18 protein-coding genes and 3 pseudogenes are annotated in these 18,046 nt (G+C 69.6%); 11 read left to right on the forward strand and 10 right to left on the reverse strand.

Annotation, left to right across the window (positions count from 1 at the left end):
• Positions 1-141: 141 nt before the first annotated feature.
• Together ACFY1J_RS02980 and ACFY1J_RS02985 are read right to left on the reverse strand one after the other, a co-directional pair.
• Entirely contained in the window at positions 142-372 is a 231-nt protein-coding gene (locus ACFY1J_RS02980) for a hypothetical protein (protein ID WP_390706987.1), read from the reverse strand.
• Positions 270-941: a PfkB family carbohydrate kinase gene (locus ACFY1J_RS02985; RefSeq protein ID WP_390706961.1), complete on the reverse strand. Its 672-nt coding sequence runs from the start codon at positions 939-941 to the stop codon at positions 270-272. Before ACFY1J_RS02985 ends, ACFY1J_RS02980 begins: the two co-directional genes overlap by 103 nt.
• Positions 942-1,022: 81 nt before the next feature.
• On the opposite strand from ACFY1J_RS02985, the gene ACFY1J_RS02990 reads away from it, so the two are divergent.
• The 3 genes and pseudogenes from ACFY1J_RS02990 to ACFY1J_RS03000 all read left to right on the forward strand — a co-directional run.
• A complete protein-coding gene (locus tag ACFY1J_RS02990) occupies positions 1,023-1,256 on the forward strand; it encodes a type II toxin-antitoxin system VapB family antitoxin (RefSeq protein WP_386572073.1) in 234 nt (77 codons plus the stop codon).
• Positions 1,253-1,660, forward strand: coding sequence for a PIN domain nuclease (locus ACFY1J_RS02995; RefSeq protein ID WP_390706433.1), 408 nt, complete (start codon positions 1,253-1,255; stop codon positions 1,658-1,660). The genes ACFY1J_RS02990 and ACFY1J_RS02995 overlap by 4 nt, the downstream gene beginning before the upstream one ends.
• Positions 1,661-1,836: 176 nt before the next feature.
• A pseudogene (locus tag ACFY1J_RS03000) lies at positions 1,837-2,081 on the forward strand (transposase); the annotation flags it as partial.
• 169 nt (positions 2,082-2,250) lie between these two features.
• Here ACFY1J_RS03000 and ACFY1J_RS03005 read toward each other — a convergent pair.
• Complete coding sequence (locus ACFY1J_RS03005) at positions 2,251-2,445, reverse strand: hypothetical protein (RefSeq protein WP_390706432.1); 195 nt, start codon at positions 2,443-2,445, stop codon at positions 2,251-2,253.
• A 440-nt stretch (positions 2,446-2,885) separates the two neighbouring features.
• Here ACFY1J_RS03005 and ACFY1J_RS03010 point away from each other — a divergent pair.
• Positions 2,886-3,062, forward strand: a pseudogene (locus ACFY1J_RS03010) (PEP/pyruvate-binding domain-containing protein); the annotation flags it as partial.
• A 200-nt stretch (positions 3,063-3,262) separates the two neighbouring features.
• Here the strand turns inward: ACFY1J_RS03010 and ACFY1J_RS03015 are convergent.
• The 5 genes from ACFY1J_RS03015 to ACFY1J_RS03035 all read right to left on the reverse strand — a co-directional run bounded on the left by ACFY1J_RS03015 (position 3,263) and on the right by ACFY1J_RS03035 (position 8,680).
• Positions 3,263-3,907, reverse strand: a complete 645-nt coding sequence (locus ACFY1J_RS03015) for a CBS domain-containing protein (RefSeq protein WP_390706431.1) — start codon at positions 3,905-3,907, stop codon at positions 3,263-3,265.
• Positions 3,877-4,716 carry a hypothetical protein gene (locus ACFY1J_RS03020; RefSeq protein WP_390730476.1) on the reverse strand — a complete coding sequence of 280 codons (840 nt, stop codon included), beginning with the start codon at positions 4,714-4,716 and terminating at the stop codon, positions 3,877-3,879. The genes ACFY1J_RS03015 and ACFY1J_RS03020 overlap by 31 nt, the downstream gene beginning before the upstream one ends.
• Positions 4,717-5,773: 1,057 nt before the next feature.
• Complete coding sequence (locus ACFY1J_RS03025) at positions 5,774-6,853, reverse strand: cytochrome b N-terminal domain-containing protein (RefSeq protein ID WP_390706429.1); 1,080 nt, start codon at positions 6,851-6,853, stop codon at positions 5,774-5,776.
• Positions 6,850-7,347: a hypothetical protein gene (locus tag ACFY1J_RS03030; RefSeq protein ID WP_390706428.1), complete on the reverse strand. Its 498-nt coding sequence runs from the start codon at positions 7,345-7,347 to the stop codon at positions 6,850-6,852. The genes ACFY1J_RS03025 and ACFY1J_RS03030 overlap by 4 nt, the downstream gene beginning before the upstream one ends.
• Positions 7,348-7,690: 343 nt before the next feature.
• Positions 7,691-8,680 carry an Acg family FMN-binding oxidoreductase gene (locus tag ACFY1J_RS03035; protein ID WP_390706427.1) on the reverse strand — a complete coding sequence of 330 codons (990 nt, stop codon included), beginning with the start codon at positions 8,678-8,680 and terminating at the stop codon, positions 7,691-7,693.
• 563 nt (positions 8,681-9,243) lie between these two features.
• Between ACFY1J_RS03035 and ACFY1J_RS03040 the strand changes: the two genes are divergently transcribed.
• The 7 genes and pseudogenes from ACFY1J_RS03040 to ACFY1J_RS03070 all read left to right on the forward strand — a co-directional run bounded on the left by ACFY1J_RS03040 (position 9,244) and on the right by ACFY1J_RS03070 (position 15,888).
• A complete protein-coding gene (locus ACFY1J_RS03040) occupies positions 9,244-9,783 on the forward strand; it encodes a DUF6448 family protein (protein WP_390706426.1) in 540 nt (179 codons plus the stop codon).
• A 194-nt stretch (positions 9,784-9,977) separates the two neighbouring features.
• Entirely contained in the window at positions 9,978-10,241 is a 264-nt protein-coding gene (locus ACFY1J_RS03045; RefSeq protein WP_390706425.1) for an SHOCT domain-containing protein, read from the forward strand.
• Entirely contained in the window at positions 10,238-10,864 is a 627-nt protein-coding gene (locus ACFY1J_RS03050; RefSeq protein WP_390706424.1) for a hypothetical protein, read from the forward strand. The genes ACFY1J_RS03045 and ACFY1J_RS03050 overlap by 4 nt, the downstream gene beginning before the upstream one ends.
• 98 nt (positions 10,865-10,962) lie before the next feature.
• Positions 10,963-11,438, forward strand: a pseudogene (locus tag ACFY1J_RS03055) (cation transporter); the annotation flags it as partial.
• Between the two features lie 324 nt (positions 11,439-11,762).
• Positions 11,763-12,302 (forward strand): DinB family protein, encoded by a 540-nt coding sequence (locus ACFY1J_RS03060; protein ID WP_390706423.1) that lies wholly within the window; start codon positions 11,763-11,765, stop codon positions 12,300-12,302.
• A gap of 242 nt (positions 12,303-12,544) precedes the next feature.
• The gene (locus ACFY1J_RS03065) at positions 12,545-15,127 is read left to right on the forward strand and encodes a serine/threonine-protein kinase (protein WP_390706960.1); all 2,583 of its coding nucleotides are present in this window, start codon (positions 12,545-12,547) and stop codon (positions 15,125-15,127) included.
• 233 nt (positions 15,128-15,360) lie between these two features.
• Positions 15,361-15,888, forward strand: coding sequence for a hypothetical protein (locus ACFY1J_RS03070; RefSeq protein WP_390730477.1), 528 nt, complete (start codon positions 15,361-15,363; stop codon positions 15,886-15,888).
• A gap of 333 nt (positions 15,889-16,221) precedes the next feature.
• Here ACFY1J_RS03070 and ACFY1J_RS03075 read toward each other — a convergent pair whose 3' ends face one another.
• Positions 16,222-17,259 (reverse strand): rod shape-determining protein, encoded by a 1,038-nt coding sequence (locus ACFY1J_RS03075; RefSeq protein ID WP_390706421.1) that lies wholly within the window; start codon positions 17,257-17,259, stop codon positions 16,222-16,224.
• A 168-nt stretch (positions 17,260-17,427) separates the two neighbouring features.
• Complete coding sequence (locus tag ACFY1J_RS03080; protein WP_390706420.1) at positions 17,428-17,847, reverse strand: CU044_2847 family protein; 420 nt, start codon at positions 17,845-17,847, stop codon at positions 17,428-17,430.
• Positions 17,848-18,046 lie beyond the last annotated feature (199 nt).

The following is an 18,046-nucleotide window of genomic DNA, read 5'->3' on the forward strand; positions in this document are numbered from 1 at the left end:
AGCCTGAACGGAACCCCGCCGCCCGCTCCTGGCCGATCGGGCGCTCCGAGCCGCAGGGAGAGGCGGAGGCTCGAACACATAGGTACAGCCTGCCTCGCCGGAAGGGAGCATTCCACCCCTTGCCCGTGCCAGGCTCCCGGCTCAGCGGACCGGGAGACCGGTGAACGCGTCCGCGCGCGCAGTACCGTCCCAGCCACCCTTGGGCCTGCCCAGCCCGTAGAACGCGGCGATCGTCGGGGTCACGTCCACCGTGCGGGCCGGGGCGTCGCTCACCGTCCGCGTCCGCAAGACGCCCGCGCCGTCCCCGACGAAGAACGGGATGACGAGGGTGGCCGGGTGCCCGTGGTTGCCCGGAATCGAGTTCGAGTACACGCTCGGGTCCGAGATTCGGTAGCCGGGGCCCACCTACGCCACCAGGTCGTCGGCGGCGCAGGAGTACCCCGATCCTGGCCTGGCAAGCCCCCCACCGCCGTCAAAACGACTGGTAAATGGAGCCACGGAGACCCCGGCTTCACCAGCCAGTTCGCCAGCCCACCCGAACCCACCAGCCGACAGGTCAGGGCTGCGGCCCGGGTGGCGAATCGGCGGGCTTGCGCCACGTCATCGACTCCGACACCGACCAGCTGTCCGCCGAGGAGCTCGCGTGTGCCGATGTGGTGGAGCAGCCCGGCAGTGAAGGAGTCCCCGGCGCCGACCGCGTCGACGACCGGTGTGGTCACCGCGGGCACGCGCACCCGCTCTCCGTCCGGGCAGGCAAGAGCAGTCCCAGACCGTCTCGCTGAGCGGCAGAATGTCGGCGACGTCGCGACTCGGGCCGGAAACCCCTGCTCCGGCCGTACGGAGGCGAATCCATTGCTCGTGGCATCCGCAGGCTGTGTGTCCCGTCTGGGGCGGCAGGCCTCGCGGGCTCCGATCTGCGCTGACCTGACCAGCGGCGTCATGCCTGGGCGCGGGCTCGGCTGCTTTCCGGCGATGTTGGTGACATACAATCATTGCATACATAGTGAACATGGAGGCGTGTCGTGTCCGTGACCCAGATCGATCTTGACGATGAGGCGCTGGCCGAGGCGATGCGGCTGATGGGTGCCACGACGAAGAAGGAGACGGTCAACGCCGCACTGCGGGACTACGTGGCCCGGGTCAAGCGGCTGGAGGCCGCTGAAAGGCTGGTCGGGCGGGGGGCTCGGGGGGAGTTCGACCAGGCGGCGACTGCGCATGACGCGGCCAAGCGTGCTCGCCGGGCGGCCTTCGAATGATCACGTATCTGCTCGACACCTCGGCGCTGTGGTACCTGTTCCGCACGCCGGGGGCGTTGAGTCCCTGGGAAGGGCACATCGCCGCCGGTGTGTTCCACATCTGCGAGCCGACCCGCACCGAGTTCCTCTACTCGGCCACCGGACCGGCCCACCGGGACGAGATGGCCGAAGAGCTGGATACCTTGTGCCATATGGCACCAGTACCGAAGAACGCCTGGCGCTGGGTGGACACCGCCCAGTACAAGCTCACCCAGCACGGACAGCACCGCGCGGCCGGCCCTATCGATCTCCTTGTCTGCGCGACGGCGGTCCACCACGGCCACACCGTGCTCCATGTGGACAACGACTTCGTCGCGGTGGCGGACGTTGTGAAGGAGGTCCAGCAACGGGATGTCCGCGGTTGATCGCCTTCGTCCGTCCTCGGAGCGCCTTTCGTGGGGTGGCGGGGACGGCATGAGGTGTCCCCTGCGGCGGGGGCACTCCTCCGGCGGAGTTTCTTTGGGTTGCCGACCGCGAGTTCGCCTTCCAGAAGCCGGGTGCGCGTCCACGCGAGCCGGTCAACGGTGGCGAGGGTGAGCTCGGCGTCGAGCCACGGGTGAAGACGGCCCGGCGCCGGCCGGGCGCAGCGCCGAGAGCGTCAGGGACGCACCGCCGGAACAATCATCACGCTGCCCGGGAAACTCCGCCGCGCACTGACCTGGGACCGCGGCAAGGAGCCGGCTCAGCATGCCCAACTCCGCATCGACACCTGGCTGCAGGTCTACTTCGCCGGCCCGCACAGCCCCTGGCAACGGGGGCATGAACGAAAAAACCAACGGACCGCTGCCCCCGACGCCGGAGCCAACTCCTGGATCAGGTCGCGCTCTTACACCATCTCCGTGGCCGCGACCGAGGGGCAGGGGAGCGGTCAGCGGCGCGCTTGCTTTGGTTTCGGCCTTGGCGGCCGGACGCCACCATCTGCGCAAGAGACGCCGGAGCCCGTGACGCGGCAAGCTCAGGGCGATTTCCCCGTCCCGCCGCCCTGGCGGTCCACGCTCGTGGCGACAGCGAGCGCGATGGCCCCGACGGCCATCATGATCAGTCCGACGAGCGGCCGGTCGGCGCTGCGCCATTGCCAGTCCACGGCGAAGGTGAGGATGGCGCCGAAACCGATCGAAGTGATGGCGCCGATGGCAAGCAACCCCGCCATGGCACACCCCCTTTGTCTGTCGTCCACGAGGCTCCGTTTCCCGTGCCTCCTTCACTGTTCCGAAGTCTCCGGGGTGCTCCCAGGAGCCTGTTGACCCCTGTGCGCGCCAAACGGCCCTCGCCGGCGGCAAGGCGAACTGCACGGGCTGTGCCCCCTTGCCGCTGTTCCCGGGAACGGATCGGATATGAACAGCCCGGTCCCCATGCCGCCGCCGGACCGATGGCCGAGGCATCCCGCGACGCCCGGCTGGTCGTGGTGGGACGCCGGAACCGCCGCGCACGATCGGCACCCATATCGGCGCCGTCACCCATGGGGTTCTGCACCGCTCGGTGGCCCCCGTCGCGGTCGTACCGCACGACTGATACGAACGGCTGCGGGTGCGGCCGGAAAAAGCTGCGTCGCGGGGAGATGGCACCCACGGATGAGACGGGCAACCTGCAATGAGCACCCATGTGCACGACTCCTCCGAGGGCGGCCGGGACATGGCCGAGCTGCTCGGAGGAAAAGGCGCGAACCTCGCGGAAATGGCCCGCATGGGCTTGCCGGTCTTGCCGGGCTTCACCGTCACCACCGAAGCGTGCCGTGTCCTTCTGGCCACGCGGGAGCCGCCGGCGGGTGCAGCCAGAACGACGCTCACAACGCCAAACACGACTGCTGCGTGGGCACTCACCAGGGCCGCGGACAAGTCGAAAGCGTACCGATGTCATCACTCCACGTGATCTGCTTTCGAAGCTATCAGGCGAAACGCGGCCATGCGGGGCCACCGGTCTCCCGAGGGGGCAGGCCCGGAGGGGCGGAAGTTTGACGACAGGGCTCGCTAGCCCTGTCGGGTGGCGGCGAGGTGGGCGTCCACGGCGACGACGCCGTCGACGCCCTGGCAGAGGCCCACGACCACTGGGACGAGACGCGGTTCCGGAACGTGGCCCCGCAGGGTGACGACCCCGTCGTGGACCTCGACCGCGACGGTGCCTTCGTCCAGGCCGAGGATGCGTCCCAGGACGTCTTGCTCGACCTCGCTGCGGATCTCGACGTCGGAGCGGATGAAGGCGTCGAGCAGGTCGCTGCGGCTGACGATGCCGGTGAGGAGCCCGTCGTCGCCGACCACCGGCAGTTGCTTGACGTGCCGCCTGCGGAGTTCCCGCGCGGCCCGGGGGATCGTCCAGTCGGCGCGGGCGGTGAAGACGGGGCTGCTCATGAGCGCGCCCGCGGTCCGGGCCCGGGCCTTGCCCCAGGCGCGCTCGTCGTTCCCGTGCTGCCCCTGCGGATCGGGCATGCCGGTCTCGTGCCGCAGTACGTCGGACGCGGACACGACGCCGATGGGGGCGCCGTCGTCGTCGACGACCGGGGCCGCGACGATGTCGTTCGCGTCCAGCAGGGTGGCGACCTCCTGGATCGGTGTGTCGGGGCGGAGGGTGACGACCTCCTCGGTCATCACGTCGTCGACCGTGCGGCGATGCAGCATGGCATCGGCCTCCTCCGCTTTGCGACGGGGCAGCCGCGGTCGGACCGCCCGGGCGGGCGACGCGGCGCGTCAGCCTCCGCGGCCCTGCCATCCTCGTCCACGCCGTCTTCCCCACCCATGACAGCACCGCGCCGCTCCGGCGACCAGTGACGTTCGGCCTGGCGGGGAGGGCCGGCGGTCCCTCGGCCGGAACCGGCCGACGGGCGGCCTTGCACGAGCCGGTCGAGGACCGGCACATCGTTGTCGAGCACTGATCGGACCATCGCCTTCACTCCGTCGGGGTCGGCCATGTCGAAGGCCTCGGTCACCGGTCGGCCGGGCAGTTGCTCGACAGGAGCGCCGCGCATGCCTTCGGAGGCGGTGTTGACGCGCAGGTCCGCGCCCACGACCACAAGACCCACAGGTGACTGGGTGAACAGAGCGTCCAGGATCGCCGGGCCCACCTCGTCAGTTTCTGTGCCGCGCCGACGGGCTGCCCAGACGCCCCAGGCCACCGGTCCGTCCGCGCGCAGCACCGGCTCCACGCGCAGGTCCAGGCCTGCCGCCCCGCTGGACACCCGAGCGCCGCGCCGCCCGCACCCCACGGACTCTCCGGCATGAGGTGGGCCTTCGACCAAGATCGTGGCAGGCCGCCCCACCGCGTCGGCAGCGGTGTGCCCTAGAAGGCGTTTGGCGTCCTTGCTCCACTCCGCCACCACACTGTCCGCGTCCACGATCAACAAGGGATCCCGCTGCACCATAGGCCCGATCACCTCCGCCGCACGATCCGGCCTCCCTATCCGAAGGTGGCTCTCGTCGTTGTTGCTCACAGCCCCTGCCGTTGGGCGCGGAGCCAGCACTTCCAGCCTGCCCCTGCCCGTCGTCGCGCGCCAACGCGTTGCCGGGGCCGGCTGCACCCGATGACTGTGCTCGTCGCGGCTTACGCGTGCCCGAGGCGCGGCGTGTGGAGGTCGTACAACTTCCGCTGGTGTCGTCATCCGCCGGTCGACACTCTCTTCGCAGGCGTCCGGCCCGCGACAACGGCCATGTGGCTCCGCCCGGAGTGAGAGGGGCGGAGCCTCCGTGCGTTGGAAGGTCAATCCGCTGCGCGCGGGTTCGAGACCCAATCCTGAGCTGGCGCGATCGCCCGAAAGTCCTGTGTCCCCCGTCCGTTTGGGACGGTGTCGGGACGCAGTCGGGACACAAGGATAGGAACAGACCGACAAAGACAGTTGCGCGTCCACGCGAGGCACCCCGTCTGACCAGCAAAAACGTCACGGATGGGCGCTGATCGGCAAGAGCCGCCAAGATCCTCAAAGGACTCATAATCCGTCGGCCGTGGGTTTGAGTCCCACCCGCCCCACCATGCAGGGTTCTGAACTGCGGAAACGTCTCAGCAGGCGTGCGGATTCAGGACTTTGGGTCAGCGGACTGAATCCGCTGCTCGTGAGTTCAACGGCGAGGCGGTGATCCGCAGTTGGGTGCTTCGTTGACCTGCGGTTGTGCCTCGTGCGGTTGCTCTCGCGGGCTGGAGCGGACGGTCTGATCGGCGGGCGAGGGCGGTATTCGGGACGCTGATGGGACGCAGGGAATCGGAAGTGGAAGGGGAACATCCTCTTCGGTGTTCATTTCCTCCCGCGCTTCCCCCATGTCTGCCCGGGGTGCGAAGCCACCGTGAAGGGCGGGGTCGGCCCACGAGCGCGGCAAAGATCCGCGCCGCCTGGACGGCGGATGCGGCCAGCACGAGGCCGCTGATCAGGACGCGCAGAGCCGCGCAGGGTCCCGGGGATGCGCGCAGGCCCTCGTACAGGACGCCCGACGCGCATACCGCCACGGTGGTGAGGGCCCAGAACCAGCGTTGGGCACGCCTTGGGGCGGCGGTGCTCATCAGTGGCCCTTCGGGTTTGCGATCCAGACCTTGACGGTGATCGCGGCGAGCGCCAGCAGCAGGACGGTGGCCGCGCCCAGGGCGAGTTTGCGCTCGCGCCATCTCCGTCTCGGGCTGCGGTCCAGGAATGGCACGAGGAAGATCAGTCCGAAGACGCCCGCGATGACCCATGCGATGGAGGCGACTCCGAACCATTCCTCCATCGGGAAGAACCACCAGAACATCCACAGCGGGCGGGTGATCTCGATGCCCTCGACGGGGGTCGGCCCGACCACGGGCGGCAGCAGCACGCCCAGCATCGACAGCACCCCGAGCAGGACGAGCCCGAAGGCGGCCACACGCCTGAGGTGGGTGGTGAACGGCTCGGACGGCTCTAGCGCGGATGCCGGGATCTCGGGATGCGATGAGATCCTGTGCCGCTTGATCAGCAGGGCGTGCCACACGAAGAGCAGCAGGATCAGGCCGGGGACGATCACCACATGGGCGTTGAACAGGCGCAGCAGGATGGACACCCGGTTCGTCAGTTCGTCGGTGAACCAGATGCCGGCCCCGCCGAGGAGTTCGGCCACCTCAAGATTGTGGACCATGGCCTCGTACCCCTCCTGGTCCCATTTCAGGACCGTGCCGGTGAACACCGCGAGGAACGTGAGCAGGAGCATCGCCGCACCGACGACCCAGTTGCCCTCGCGGGGTTTCTTGTACGAGGCGTGGAAGAACACGCGCAGCAGGTGGAGCAGGGCGAGGACGAACATGGCCTGCGCCGCCCAGAAGTGCAGGCCACGGGCGAAGCTGCCCAGCCACACATCGGTCACCAGGCCGCGTACGGACTGGTTCGCGTCCTCCGGGATCGGTGTGTAGAACTGCGTGATGTAGATCCCGGTGACCAGAAGGATCACGAAGGCCACCGCTGTGATGCCGCCCAGGCTCCACGCCAGGTTGTTCGCGTGCTCGGGCACCGGATAGGTCAGCGCCTTGATGCCCATGCGTTCGTCGACCGCGTCGACGGCGCGATGGAACCACCGGCGGCGGCCCGGTTCCGCCCCGGCCGGGGGTGCTGGGGTCGGTGAGGTGGAGGTCATCGTTTCCTGCCCTCCCCGTTTTCCTCCGCGGCAGTACGGTGCTTCAGTTCCCGGATGCTGTAGCGGGGGCGCAGCCGCACGGACAGCCACAGCCCGACCACGATGGCGAGGAGGGACAGCGCGAACAGGGCGGCGTCGCCCGAATCGGCGATGCCGCGGGCCGGCCGGAACTCATCCAGCACCACGCTCGTCCCGGTCTCGGTACCCGTGACCAGGTGCCCGCCTTTCGGAGCGGACGGCAGCTTGCCGCCCAGCGCACGCAGCAGAAGCCCGTCGGCGTCCCGGAGGGAGGCTTTCTCGGGGCCCGGACGCTCGATCACGTCGAGGGCCTGGCGGAGGAGGCTCAGGTCGACGCCCTCCTTGTGCGGGGCCTCCAGGGCGTCTTCGACGCGCTCGGCCACCTGCTCCTTGTGGGCGTCGTTGGCGATCAGCGCGATGGCCTGCTCGACCAGCACCGCCGACTCATCGCTCTCCCCGTCATGCGCTTGGGCCACGCCCGGAAGGAGCGGCGGGACGAGGGCCGCGGCCGGAAGTGCCGCAGGAGTCCGGGCAGCGACGCGTGCCAGTACCCGCGGGCAGGAGGAGTACCTGCGCAGGGCGATCGCCCTCCATGGCTCCTGAGGACGTGGCACCGCTTTGACCAACACGTGCCCAGTATGAGAAGACCCGCGAGTATTCCCGGTCACTGACCCCCGCGCCCACAGCTTGGTTCACCCTCATGGAGGGCGGCCGCAGCCTCGGCTACCGGGATGGGAGGACGACCTCTTGGGCCTGCGCCGGACGCGCAGACGGTGACGGCTTTCGCGTGGGGACTGCGGGGCGGTCACCTGTCCTCGTTCACGCGATGTCGAGCACTTCTTCCACCCGTCGGCGAGGGGTCCCACGGACTGGGGGGCCGTATCCGAGGCGCAGCACCATCTGCACGCAACCCATGGCCGTGGTGGGGTCGCGCGCGAGCCAGCGCAGATCGGTCCACTCCAGGGCGTGGGAGGTGAGGGAGGTGGATATCCCGTGCACGGTGGCAAGGAGCAGGACGCGCTCCATCGCCTGCCCCGCGCGCAGCCAGTCCTCCGTCCCGTCGCCCGCCGTGCTCAGCAGGGCCAGCTGAGGGGTCCGTTCGAACGTGGCCGCCCTGCGTCCGGGCACGGGGTGGCGGCCTGCGAAATCGCGTACCGGAGCCTCGCCGTCCCGTTTGCGGGGCCCGAATGCGTACTCCGGGATCCCGTCCGTGGCCGCACCGGCTTCCTCGGCTCCGATGCGGGTCCAGCGGGCCAGTTCCTCAGTGCGTCCGGCGTCGACGGCATCGTGCCCCTCGGCGTCGTGGACCAGTTCCAGCAGCATCTGCACATGCCAGGGCCCCGGGAAGACCAGGTGGGCACCTTCCAGCTCCGCGCCGTGGCGGAGAGCGGCCTGCACCTCGGGGGGTATCTCCGTCTCGGTGAACGGCTCACGGTTGGTGTGGCGGCGGTGGACGGCGGGGTACAGCTCGGCCAGACCGCTGTCGGCGCGGACCGGGTCCGTCAGCCGCACCGTTGCGAGCAGACGCGGATCTTTGGGATCCGGCAGCAGTTCGACGATCGGCTGCCAGCCTGCGTGTACGGCGGCGACCCGCAGGTTGAACAGGGCAGCGCCACAGCCCATACACAGTGCGCGGTTGTCCGGATCGGAGCGCGGCATCGTACGCGTGAGATCCGCATACAGATGGAACACGCCGCTGTCACGAAGGAACCGGAACCGCCACGGCTGCGCGTTGTACATGGACGGAGCGGCTGTGGCGTCCTTCACGAGCGCCGTCACGGCCTCGGTGTCGAGCCGTTGCACCAGCACCGAAGACCTCCCTCAGCAGGCCCTTCTTCCCTCCCACTATTCCACTGCCCGGGGGAACGTGCCGGAGGTGATGGCTCCGTCCTGCGTGCGGCCACGCATCGACCTGTCGCAGTCACGCCCCCAGGGGCAATTCTGGTTGTGTCGGCAGCCTTTACCGGCGCAGTCTGCGGCGCAAGGCGTGGGTGAGCTCGGCGGGCTTCTCGTCGGCCTGGGCGGGGTCGGTGCGGGCGGCGTCGAACGTGGCGGCGCAGTGGGCGGAGCAGAAGCAGTAGGTGCCGTTTTCGGTTTGCCGGTGCTCGATGGTGGTCGTCCGTCGTGGTCGCCTCCCGCCCTCCGGCCGACACCGCCGACCTGCTCGGTGGCCCCGGCGGACCTGTGGTGCAGACCGCCACTGCAGGTTGGGCTGCCGGGTTCATCGCCGCCATTGCGCCCTGATCGGCGCCCGCCGCCACGCACATCCTCGGCACAGCTCAGCGCGAACCTGCGGGCACATCATGATCACGCTGCCCGCGCTCCGGCTCGGGTGTGATGCTGGAGATGAGACTCGGAAGAGGTGATCGGTCATGCCACCGCATTGTGACTCCCTCGACGGTCCCGTTGTTAAGGCTGCACGTGTGGCCTTGCAGAAGGGAGATGTCACCTACGTCCTCCCCTACGTCTCTGAGGAAGGGGAGCGGGAAGTGCGCGAGGCATTCGGCCTCGCCGGCGAGGCGCGGGCGCTCGGCCCGACGGCCGAGGAAGTGGCCGACCGCTGGTTCTTCGAGACGGTTGTCCGCGTGCACCGTGCCGGGGAAGGCGCGCCCTTTACCGGGCTGAAACCGGCCGGGCTGGACGTCGGGCCGGTGATCCCGGCTGCCGAACGCGCTCTCGATGCCGGCTCCGCGGACGAGCTGACCCAACTGCTGTGCGGGATGGTCCGTGAGCAGGTGGATGCACGGCACGGACACGCCATGGCGCTCAAGGAACATGCCAGTGACGGTGTGGCCGCCGCACGTGAGTACATCGAGGCATCGCTCGGCCTGCAGGTATGGGCCCACGGCCTCTACAAGCAGGCGATCGCCGACCCGCATGCCCATGCCGCGCATCCCCGCCCGAGGGCCTGATCGCAACCGGCTCCAGAAGACGGACCACGGCGTGTCTACGCGACCGCGGCCTCACGGCGGTGCGCTGCTCGCCGGAGCCGTCGTCCGAGCGACCCACAGGCGGGACCGAACGGCCCTTGTTCCGTAGATGGGTCCGGATCAGTGTGGACACATACGGGACTCCCCAGAGTACGAGCCCTTTGGAGGTGGGGAGAATGATGTACTGGAATGGCGGCGGCTGGGCCTGGATGATGTTCATGCCGCTTCTGTGGATCGTCCTGATCGGTCTCGTCGTATGGGCGGTCATACGCCTCACCCACCACCCGGCCGGCCACGGGGACGGCCCCGAGCGCATGTGGCCGCAGCGGGAGACCCCGGAGGAGATCCTCGACCGCCGCTTCGCCTCCGGCGAGATTGACGCGGACACCTATGCCGAGGCGCGGCAGCGGCTGGCGGCTCACCGTGAGAGGCCGCGGTGACCTGGCTGCGGGGGCGCTGGGTGCCGCTGACGGTGCTGGTGGGCGCGCTCGCTGCCCTCATCGCCTCCCTCGTGTGGGTCTCGGGCGCCTCCGGCGGGCCGTCCCGCCACGGACCGATGACGGGAATCGCGTCCCGTGACGGTCCGGTGCGCAGCCTGGCGGACGCCGGCCGCGCGGCAGACCGCTTCGGGAACCGATGGGGCCTGCACGTCGGTGAGGTGATGCGGTTCACCAACGGCTACTACGCCGAACTCCTCGACCCCCGCGGCAAGGGCGCCACCGAGGTGCTCATCGACCCCCGCAGTGGCACTGTCAATCTGGAGTTCGGTCCCGCCATGATGTGGAACACCGCCTACGGCATGATGCCGGGCCGCACCGGCAGCAGGGCGGCGACGATCGGCCCGGAGCAGGCGTCGCGGATCGCCGACCGCTGGCTCGAAGAACACCGGCCGGGCCTGCGCGCCGCCGAGCCTGAGGACTTCCCCGGCTACTACACCCTGCACACCCAGCGCAACGGGAAGACCGTCGGCATGCTCTCGGTCAACGACCGGACCGGGGATGTCTGGTACCACACCTGGCACGGCCGCTTCATCGAGATGCGAGAACCAGCCGACAGCCAGTAATCCGCAAGCGCTGAGCCGACAGCCGTCGACCGGGGGCGTCGATCGTGACCTGCGTCCGCCTTGCGCAGCCCGCCGGAGTTCACGCCGGCGCGATGGTACGGAGCCACGCCGTCCGGGAAGCCGGGAGAAGACCACGCTGCGGATCGTCGCCGTCTCCTTCTTCGCGCTCGCCGCCTACGTCACCGTGGCCGCCGTCCGCGCCCTGACCGGCACCGGCGAGGCCGAACGCTCCGTCCCCGGCATCGTGCTGGCCGCCCTCTCTCTCGCGGTGATGCCCTTCCTGTCCGCCGCCCAGCGCCGCGCGGGCCGCGAACTCGGCTCCGCCTCCGCGGTCGCCGACTCCAAGCAGACCCTGCTGTGCACCTACCTCTCGGCCGTGCTGCTGGTGGGCCTGGTCCTCACTGCCACCCTCGGCTGGTCCTGGGCCGACCCCTTCGCCGCCCTCGTCATCGCCGCGCTCGCCGTCAAGGAAGGCCAAGACGCCTGGCAGGGCAAGGGCTGCTGCGCGGCCCCGGCCGCCGGCGCAGAGACGGACGCATGCGGCTGCCGCCCCGGCTGCGCGTGCTGCAACTGACCGTCCACCAGCACGAAGCGCGCCCCCGGCCGCACGCCGGGGCCCGCTTCGCGTTCAAGACGTCGCACTGCAACCGCCGGCCAACTCGATCGCCACCGTCTTCGGCGCCCGTGTCGTCAGCGCGCTGCTCGGCCCGGTCCCCGGCGTCCACTTCAACCCGGCTCAGATCGTCGGCGCGCCGCGTGGCCGCCAAGCAGCCGGCCTGACACAGGGGGCCATGTGTATCTTCCCGCCGAACTGGTCGGAGGTGAGCTTTGCTGTTGCCCCGGCCCTGTGGCCGGAGCATCATCGCAGCCTCACAGCGTCGAGCGGGAGCGGCAAACCATGGCGAGCGCACATCCGATGGACCGGCACGCCGTGTACGACGACTACGAGCGTGCCCGGCAGACCTTCCATCGTCTGCTGGAGACGGCCGGTGAAGCGGACCTGGGCAGACCGACTCGCGGAACCCGGTGGACCAACGAGCAGCTGCTCTGGCACATGCTCTTCGGCTACATGCTGGTCCGCGTACTGCTGGTCCTGGTACGCGTCTTCGGATGGCTTCCCAGCGGCGTTGGCAGGGCGTTCGCTCACCTGCTGGATGCCGCCACCGTGCCGTTCCACTTCATCAACTACCTGGGTCCGGTAGGAGCGGTGAAGGTCTGCGGGCCTCGCTGGATGGCTGCCATGTTCGACCGAGTCGTCCGTTCCCTCAGCCGCCGACTCGCCGCGGAATCCGAGGCCGACCTGGCCCGCGGCATGCACTATCCCGTCCGGTGGGATCCGTTCTTCCGTGACTTCATGACGCTCGCGGACATCTACCGCTATCCGACCCAGCACTTCGACTTTCACCACCGACAGCTGACTTTCGAAGAAGGTGACTGACACTCCGTGTACCAGGGGTGCGACAAGGACCGTTGCGCGTCCACCCGGCGCCCCTCGCCTGACCGGCGAAAACGTCAGAGATGGACGTTGATCGGCAAGGACCGCCAAGACCCCGGAAGGACTCATGACCAGCGTGGCGGCCCCGCTTCACTCAGTCAGACCAGGGCCTCGCCTCTCACTCCCGCAGACCGGAGCATCTACGCTGGCCTTGCCTGTGACGGAGGGGGAGCGCAGTGCTGAACATGCGGCTGCACCGGCAATTCCGCTACATCCACGAGCCCCTGCCCGTCGACGACGACGCGATTCCCGTCCTCGGGCATGAAGAACTCGTCGCGACGCTGCGAGAGCGGCTGGTCTACTCACACGGCGGCACCTTCCTGGTCAGCGGATTCCGGGGAGTCGGCAAGTCGACGCTCGTACTGCAGGCGCTCTCCGCCGCGGCATCCCACTATCGACGGACCGGCAAGCACGAGCTGTTGAGCGTGCACCTGAACATCGCGCGGAAGATGGAGGGCGACCAACTGCTGTTCGCCGTCGTCCGGCGCATCTTCGAGACGCTGGACGACAAGGGCCTGCTCAAGCAGCTGCCGCACGATGTCCAGGAAGCCCTGCTGCTCGCCTACACCCGTACCTCGCTGTCCTTCAAACAGACGCAGTCGGAGGGCAACGAGCACGGCGGCACCATGGGCTTCGGCCTCCAGAAGGGCCCGCTCGCGTCCGTGTCACCCACGCTGAGCCTGACGGGCAGGCGGACGAGTGCCCGTGCGACGGAGGCCTCGTTCCTGGCCTACTCCGAGACGGACGTCGAGCACGACCTCGTGCGGATCATCCAGCTGCTCGGCGGCGTCCAGGGCCGTACGACCACGCGGCGGCGACGCCTCCGCCGCCGAGAGCGGCGCCGGCTGCTGGTGCACCCCGTGATCGTGCTCGACGAGGTCGACAAACTGACCGACAACTCCGAGGAGGCACTCGGTCACCTTGAGACACTCCTCGGCACGCTCAAAAACGTACTGACCGCTCGCGGCGCCCACTTCATCCTGGTGGCCGGCCCCGATCTGCACGACCAGGCACTCAGGGACGCGGACCGGGGCAACGGCGTGTACGAGAGTGTCTTCAGCTGGCGGATGTACGTGCCCTGCCTGTGGACGGCACCCGAGCGGCTGGTACAAGGGCTCGTCGCGGCCCGGCGAGCGGAGCTCGTGCGTACACACGGACCGGCGCGCCCCATGCCGAGGAACTGGCCGATGGGCGTGACCTGGCCCGGGAACATCTCCTCGGACGAACTGCACCACGAGCCGGAGGGACTCGGCACGCTGATCGAGTACCTGCGGTTCAAGTCGAGGGGCGTACCGCGCAGACTCCTGCAGGAGCTCAACGCCCTGGTCGAATGGGACAGTTCGGGCGACCCCATGCTCCAGGTGCCGGACGAGGACTGGCAGCGGATGCTGTTCTACGGCCACCTGGAGTCGGTCGTGTCCGGGGCGGTGTCCACGGACCCGACGAACGCACTGGCCCCCTTGCCGATCGACAACGACCGGTGGCGTCTTTGCGGTTATCACGTGGTGGACTGGGCCCTGCGCAGCCGGGGCCGGGTGTTCACGGTGGCGGAGATCACCAGCGACGGGCAACTGGACCCGTTACTGCGGGTGGACGGCCCGACGGTGACGCGGCTGCTGCGACACCTGGTGCGCAGCGGAGTCCTCGAAGTGGCGAGCGAGGGCGACCGGCCCGACGCCACCGAGTACGGCAATCCGGCGGATACCCGCGTCACGTACTACCGGCTCACCGACGCCTACTGCCGGCGGCTGGCCGGCTTCGCGTGGCACAGCGAGAGCGAGCGCGCGGACCTGCGGCTGCCGGCACCGCCACTGACCACCCCCTGGGACACCACGGCCGCAAACCTGCGCACTCCCGCGGCCGCGGACCCGACGGGAGAGGCCGGCTCACCACTCGTGCCGAGCGCCGCGGTGCCGCCGGTCATGCGGCTGGGTGACCGCTACGAGGCGCTCGTTCCGATCGGGTCGGGCGGGATGGGCGTCGTCTACCGGGGGCGCGATCTGCGGACCGGCGAGGCCGTGGCGGTCAAGCTGCTGCGCCGCGAACTGGCGGTGGACGAGACCATGCTGGCCAGGTTCCACCGCGAGGCCCGGATCGGGATGCGGATGCGGCACCCCAACATCATGCACACGATCGAGATCGTCGAATCTCCGGAGCACGCACTGATCATGGAGCTGATCGAGGGGCCCGTACTTGCCGACGCCCTCGCCGAGCAGGGTGCGCTGCCTCCCGAGGAGGCTGCCCGGATCGGAAAGGACCTCGGTGAGGCTCTGCGGTACATGGATTCCATGAGCCTGTACCGCATCGACATCAAACCGTCGAACGTCGTCCGTCACGCGACCCGCGGTGCTGTGATCGTCGATCTCGGTCTCGCCCGGGCCCTGGAGGAAGCGGGCAGGCAGTTGACGCAGACCGGCGTTCTGATCGGGACACCGAGCTTCATGGCGCCCGAGCAGATCCTCGGCCGTGAGGCGGACATCAGATCGGACCTGTTCGCCCTCGGCGCACTGCTCTACCGGTGCGTGTCCGGGCGGCTGCCCCACGACAACATCAGCAACGCCGCCAGCGTTCTCTACTCCGTCGTGCACGAGGACATCTCGGTGGACGGTCTCCCGGTCTCGCCTGCCCTGCGCAACGTCCTGCGCACCTGCCTGGCCCGCGACCCCGATCTGCGCTACCAGAAGCCGCAGGACTTCCTCGCGGAGCTGGCGACGACACCGGAGTTGCGGGGTGAGACGGGGCCGCAGGCAATGCCGGACGCGGGGTGACCCGGGCGCACGCACCGACGGCCTCCCCGGCGTCCTCGTACGGCAGTTGTGACGGGCCGGTCCAACAACCAAGCCCGGCCCATGACTTGATCTGTGACTGTCATGGTGCGGTCAAATCTTCAATCAAGCCTTCCTGGGTCCGGCAAAGGGGTCTACCCGCATAGAACAGCCGGTGCTGTCATGCGCACGACCGCCCGGAAATCGTGCCGGGCATCGCACCGGGAGACCCCCACATGTCCCGAATACCGCAGCGCCCCCTCGTGACCACCCTGTCCGCCCTCGCCCTCGCCGCCGCGGGCCTCACCGTCACCACCGGCAGCGCCCACGCCGCCGGCTGCAGCCAGGACTACCTCCCCCTGCCCGACCCCGACTGCCAGCCCGGCGCGTTCAACCCCGACGTCACCCAGGACACCATCGACTCCACGATCTGCGTCTCCGGCTGGACCGCGACCGTACGGCCGTCCAGCTCCTACACCACCGCGCTGAAGAAGAAGCAGATCGTCGAGTACGGCTACACCGACACCAGCACCTCCGACTACGAGGAGGACCACTTCGTCCCGCTCGAACTCGGCGGCGCCCCCAAGAGCGAGCTCAACCTCTGGCCGGAGCCCGAGTACGGCACCAGGACCGCCGCCAACAAGGACACCGTCGAGAACAAGCTCAAGAAGGCCGTCTGCGCCGGTCAGGTCAGCCTGGCCGATGCCCAGGACGCGATCGTCACCGACTGGACCACCGCGCTCTCCAGCCTCGGCCTCGGCTGACGCGGCTCAGGGGTCCGCCTCCTCCCCCGGGAGTAGACGGACCCCTTTGTCTCCTGCCGCGGAGGCATGGGAGGTCTCTGCGTGGGCACGATGTGCCAGACCGGGTCGCGGGCGAGGCTTGGGCGTATCAACTGCGGGGCACTGACCTCGTACCGAATGAGCGGTACCGACCAGTGCCAGGAAGACCCGACAGTACGAGGCCTGAGGAGGCGTCATGGACCGCCGGATCCGTGTTCGTGTCAGCCGTCGGCCCGCCGCACCCCGCGGGCAGGAGATCGACCGCAGGACGCCCTCGGGGCGGATCCTGCCCTACTGACGTAAGTCACTGGGGGCTCAGGCCGCCAGTGGATCCAGCAGCATCGGCTCGATCCTGCCCTCCAGCATGGCGCCGATGCCCTGTACGGCACACACGTCGGGCCGCTCGGCGATGTGCACCGGCATGCCGGTGGCCCGTCTGAGCATCTCGTCGAACCCGGGGATCAGCGCGGACCCCCCGACCATCATCATCCCGACGTCGGCAAGGTCGGCCACCAGATCGGGCGGGCAGACCCGCAGCACCTTGCCGATGCCGTCCAGCACGGCCGTCAACGGCGTGTGGATGGCGTCCCGTACGGACGCGGTGTCGACCCGCACGGACCGGGCGAGGCCGGTGGCCACGTCCCGCCCGTGGATCTCCGTGGTCGTCGGCCCCTGCGTGTTGAGACCGTTGCCGGACAGGGCGAGCTGCAACGGCCGCACGGACTGGCTCGGCAGCACCAGTTCGTGCTCGTGCCGCAGGAGTTGCACGATCGCGTGATCGACGGCCTCCCCGCCCACGTTGATCCGCTCGGCGGTGACGATCGAGCCGAGCGAGAGGACCGCGACCTGGGTGGCGGCGGCCCCGCACACAACGATCATCATGCCCTGGGGCTGTTCCACCGGGAGCCCGCAGCCCACGGCGGCGGCGATGAGGGTGTCGACGAGCTCGACACGCCGGGCGCCCAGGCCGACCAGGGTCTCGATGGTCGCCCGCTGGGCCAGCGGATCGGCGTCGTGCGGGGTGCAGGCGGCGGCCCGGAGGCGGGTCTTGCGGCGCAGAGTGCGGCGGACCTTGTCGCCGAGCAGATGGCGCAGCATGCGCTGGGCCATCTCGATGTCGACGACCGTGCCGCCGGAGACCGGCCGCACCACACGGATGTAGCTCGGCGTCCGCCCCGTCATCCGCTCCGCGAACTCGCCCACCGCGATGAGCGCGCCGGTCCGGATGTTCACGGCAGCGACGGAGGGCTGGTCGACGACCAGACCGGCGCCCTTCACATACACCCGGGTGCGGGCCGCCCCCAGGTCGACGGCGAAGTGGCAGCGGCGCAACTGCTCCAGACTGACGGTCACGGCAGATCCTCCCGGGTGCGCAGGCCATGGGGGTGCCGCCGGGTGGCGGGCCTCTTCCTGCATCCTGCGCGGGCGGGGGGAAGGCGCGCCTTCTGGAGGGGGCCGGGCGGGGTGCCGCTGAATGGGGGGTTCAAAGGGGCCGGGCGGGGGGCACGGACGGCGCGCCGCTCAGGATCCGGTGGTGGGACCGGCCGCGGGCGGGACGGCCGGCGTCCGCGTCGGCTCCTGGCGTGGCGTGCTCGACGGGGCCGCTGCCCCCTGTCCCGACGACCAGCTGAGCCGGACGACCAGTTGCCCCTCGGCCGCACCCTTGGCGATCACCGCCCCGGCCTCCGCGCTCAGCTTCACCCCGAACTCCAGCTCCACGGAGTCGGGCCGCAGCGCGCCCTCCCGGAAGACCCGCAGCGCGGACTGCGCCGCCGAGCGGACCGAGTCCAGCGCGCCCTCGAACGTACGGGCGGTCCGGTCCGCCGCCCCGTTGCCGGGTCCTTCGCCGCGTGAGACGAGGCGGGTCCCGGTCGCGGCATCCGCGGTCTCCACGACCACGATCGCGCCGTCCTCGGTCTTGAACTCCACCAGCTTGCCCATGGCTCCGCACGCTCCCCCGCGTTCTTGATCCACTACCGGCTCCATTGTTCCCGAAGGCGACCGGCGGTGTCCCCCGTTCCGCCGGTCGCGCCCGCCCGCACTGGCGGGAACCCGCCGGGGCACCTTTCCGCCAGTTCCGCTCAACACCCTTGCCGCACAAGCCCCGTGACACTCTTCGCAGCACTCGACGCACCCGACG

The organism is Streptomyces sp. NPDC001406 (assembly GCF_042895285.1).
Classification (GTDB): Bacteria; Actinomycetota; Actinomycetes; order Streptomycetales; family Streptomycetaceae; genus Streptomyces.

Bases quoted from the DNA above. Each gene is read 5' to 3' on its own strand.
- ACFY1J_RS02985 (WP_390706961.1), bottom strand. From the start codon at position 941: ATGACGCCGCTGGTCAGGTCAGCGCAGATCGGAGCCCGCGAGGCCTGC.
- ACFY1J_RS02995 (WP_390706433.1), top strand. From the start codon at position 1,253: ATGATCACGTATCTGCTCGACACCTCGGCGCTGTGGTACCTGTTCCGC.
- ACFY1J_RS03005 (WP_390706432.1), bottom strand. From the start codon at position 2,445: ATGGCGGGGTTGCTTGCCATCGGCGCCATCACTTCGATCGGTTTCGGC.
- ACFY1J_RS03015 (WP_390706431.1), bottom strand. From the start codon at position 3,907: ATGCTGCATCGCCGCACGGTCGACGACGTGATGACCGAGGAGGTCGTC.
- ACFY1J_RS03025 (WP_390706429.1), bottom strand. From the start codon at position 6,853: ATGACCTCCACCTCACCGACCCCAGCACCCCCGGCCGGGGCGGAACCG.
- ACFY1J_RS03040 (WP_390706426.1), top strand. From the start codon at position 9,244: ATGCCACCGCATTGTGACTCCCTCGACGGTCCCGTTGTTAAGGCTGCA.
- ACFY1J_RS03045 (WP_390706425.1), top strand. From the start codon at position 9,978: ATGATGTACTGGAATGGCGGCGGCTGGGCCTGGATGATGTTCATGCCG.
- ACFY1J_RS03060 (WP_390706423.1), top strand. From the start codon at position 11,763: ATGGCGAGCGCACATCCGATGGACCGGCACGCCGTGTACGACGACTAC.
- ACFY1J_RS03065 (WP_390706960.1), top strand. From the start codon at position 12,545: ATGCGGCTGCACCGGCAATTCCGCTACATCCACGAGCCCCTGCCCGTC.
- ACFY1J_RS03070 (WP_390730477.1), top strand. From the start codon at position 15,361: ATGTCCCGAATACCGCAGCGCCCCCTCGTGACCACCCTGTCCGCCCTC.
- ACFY1J_RS03080 (WP_390706420.1), bottom strand. From the start codon at position 17,847: ATGGGCAAGCTGGTGGAGTTCAAGACCGAGGACGGCGCGATCGTGGTC.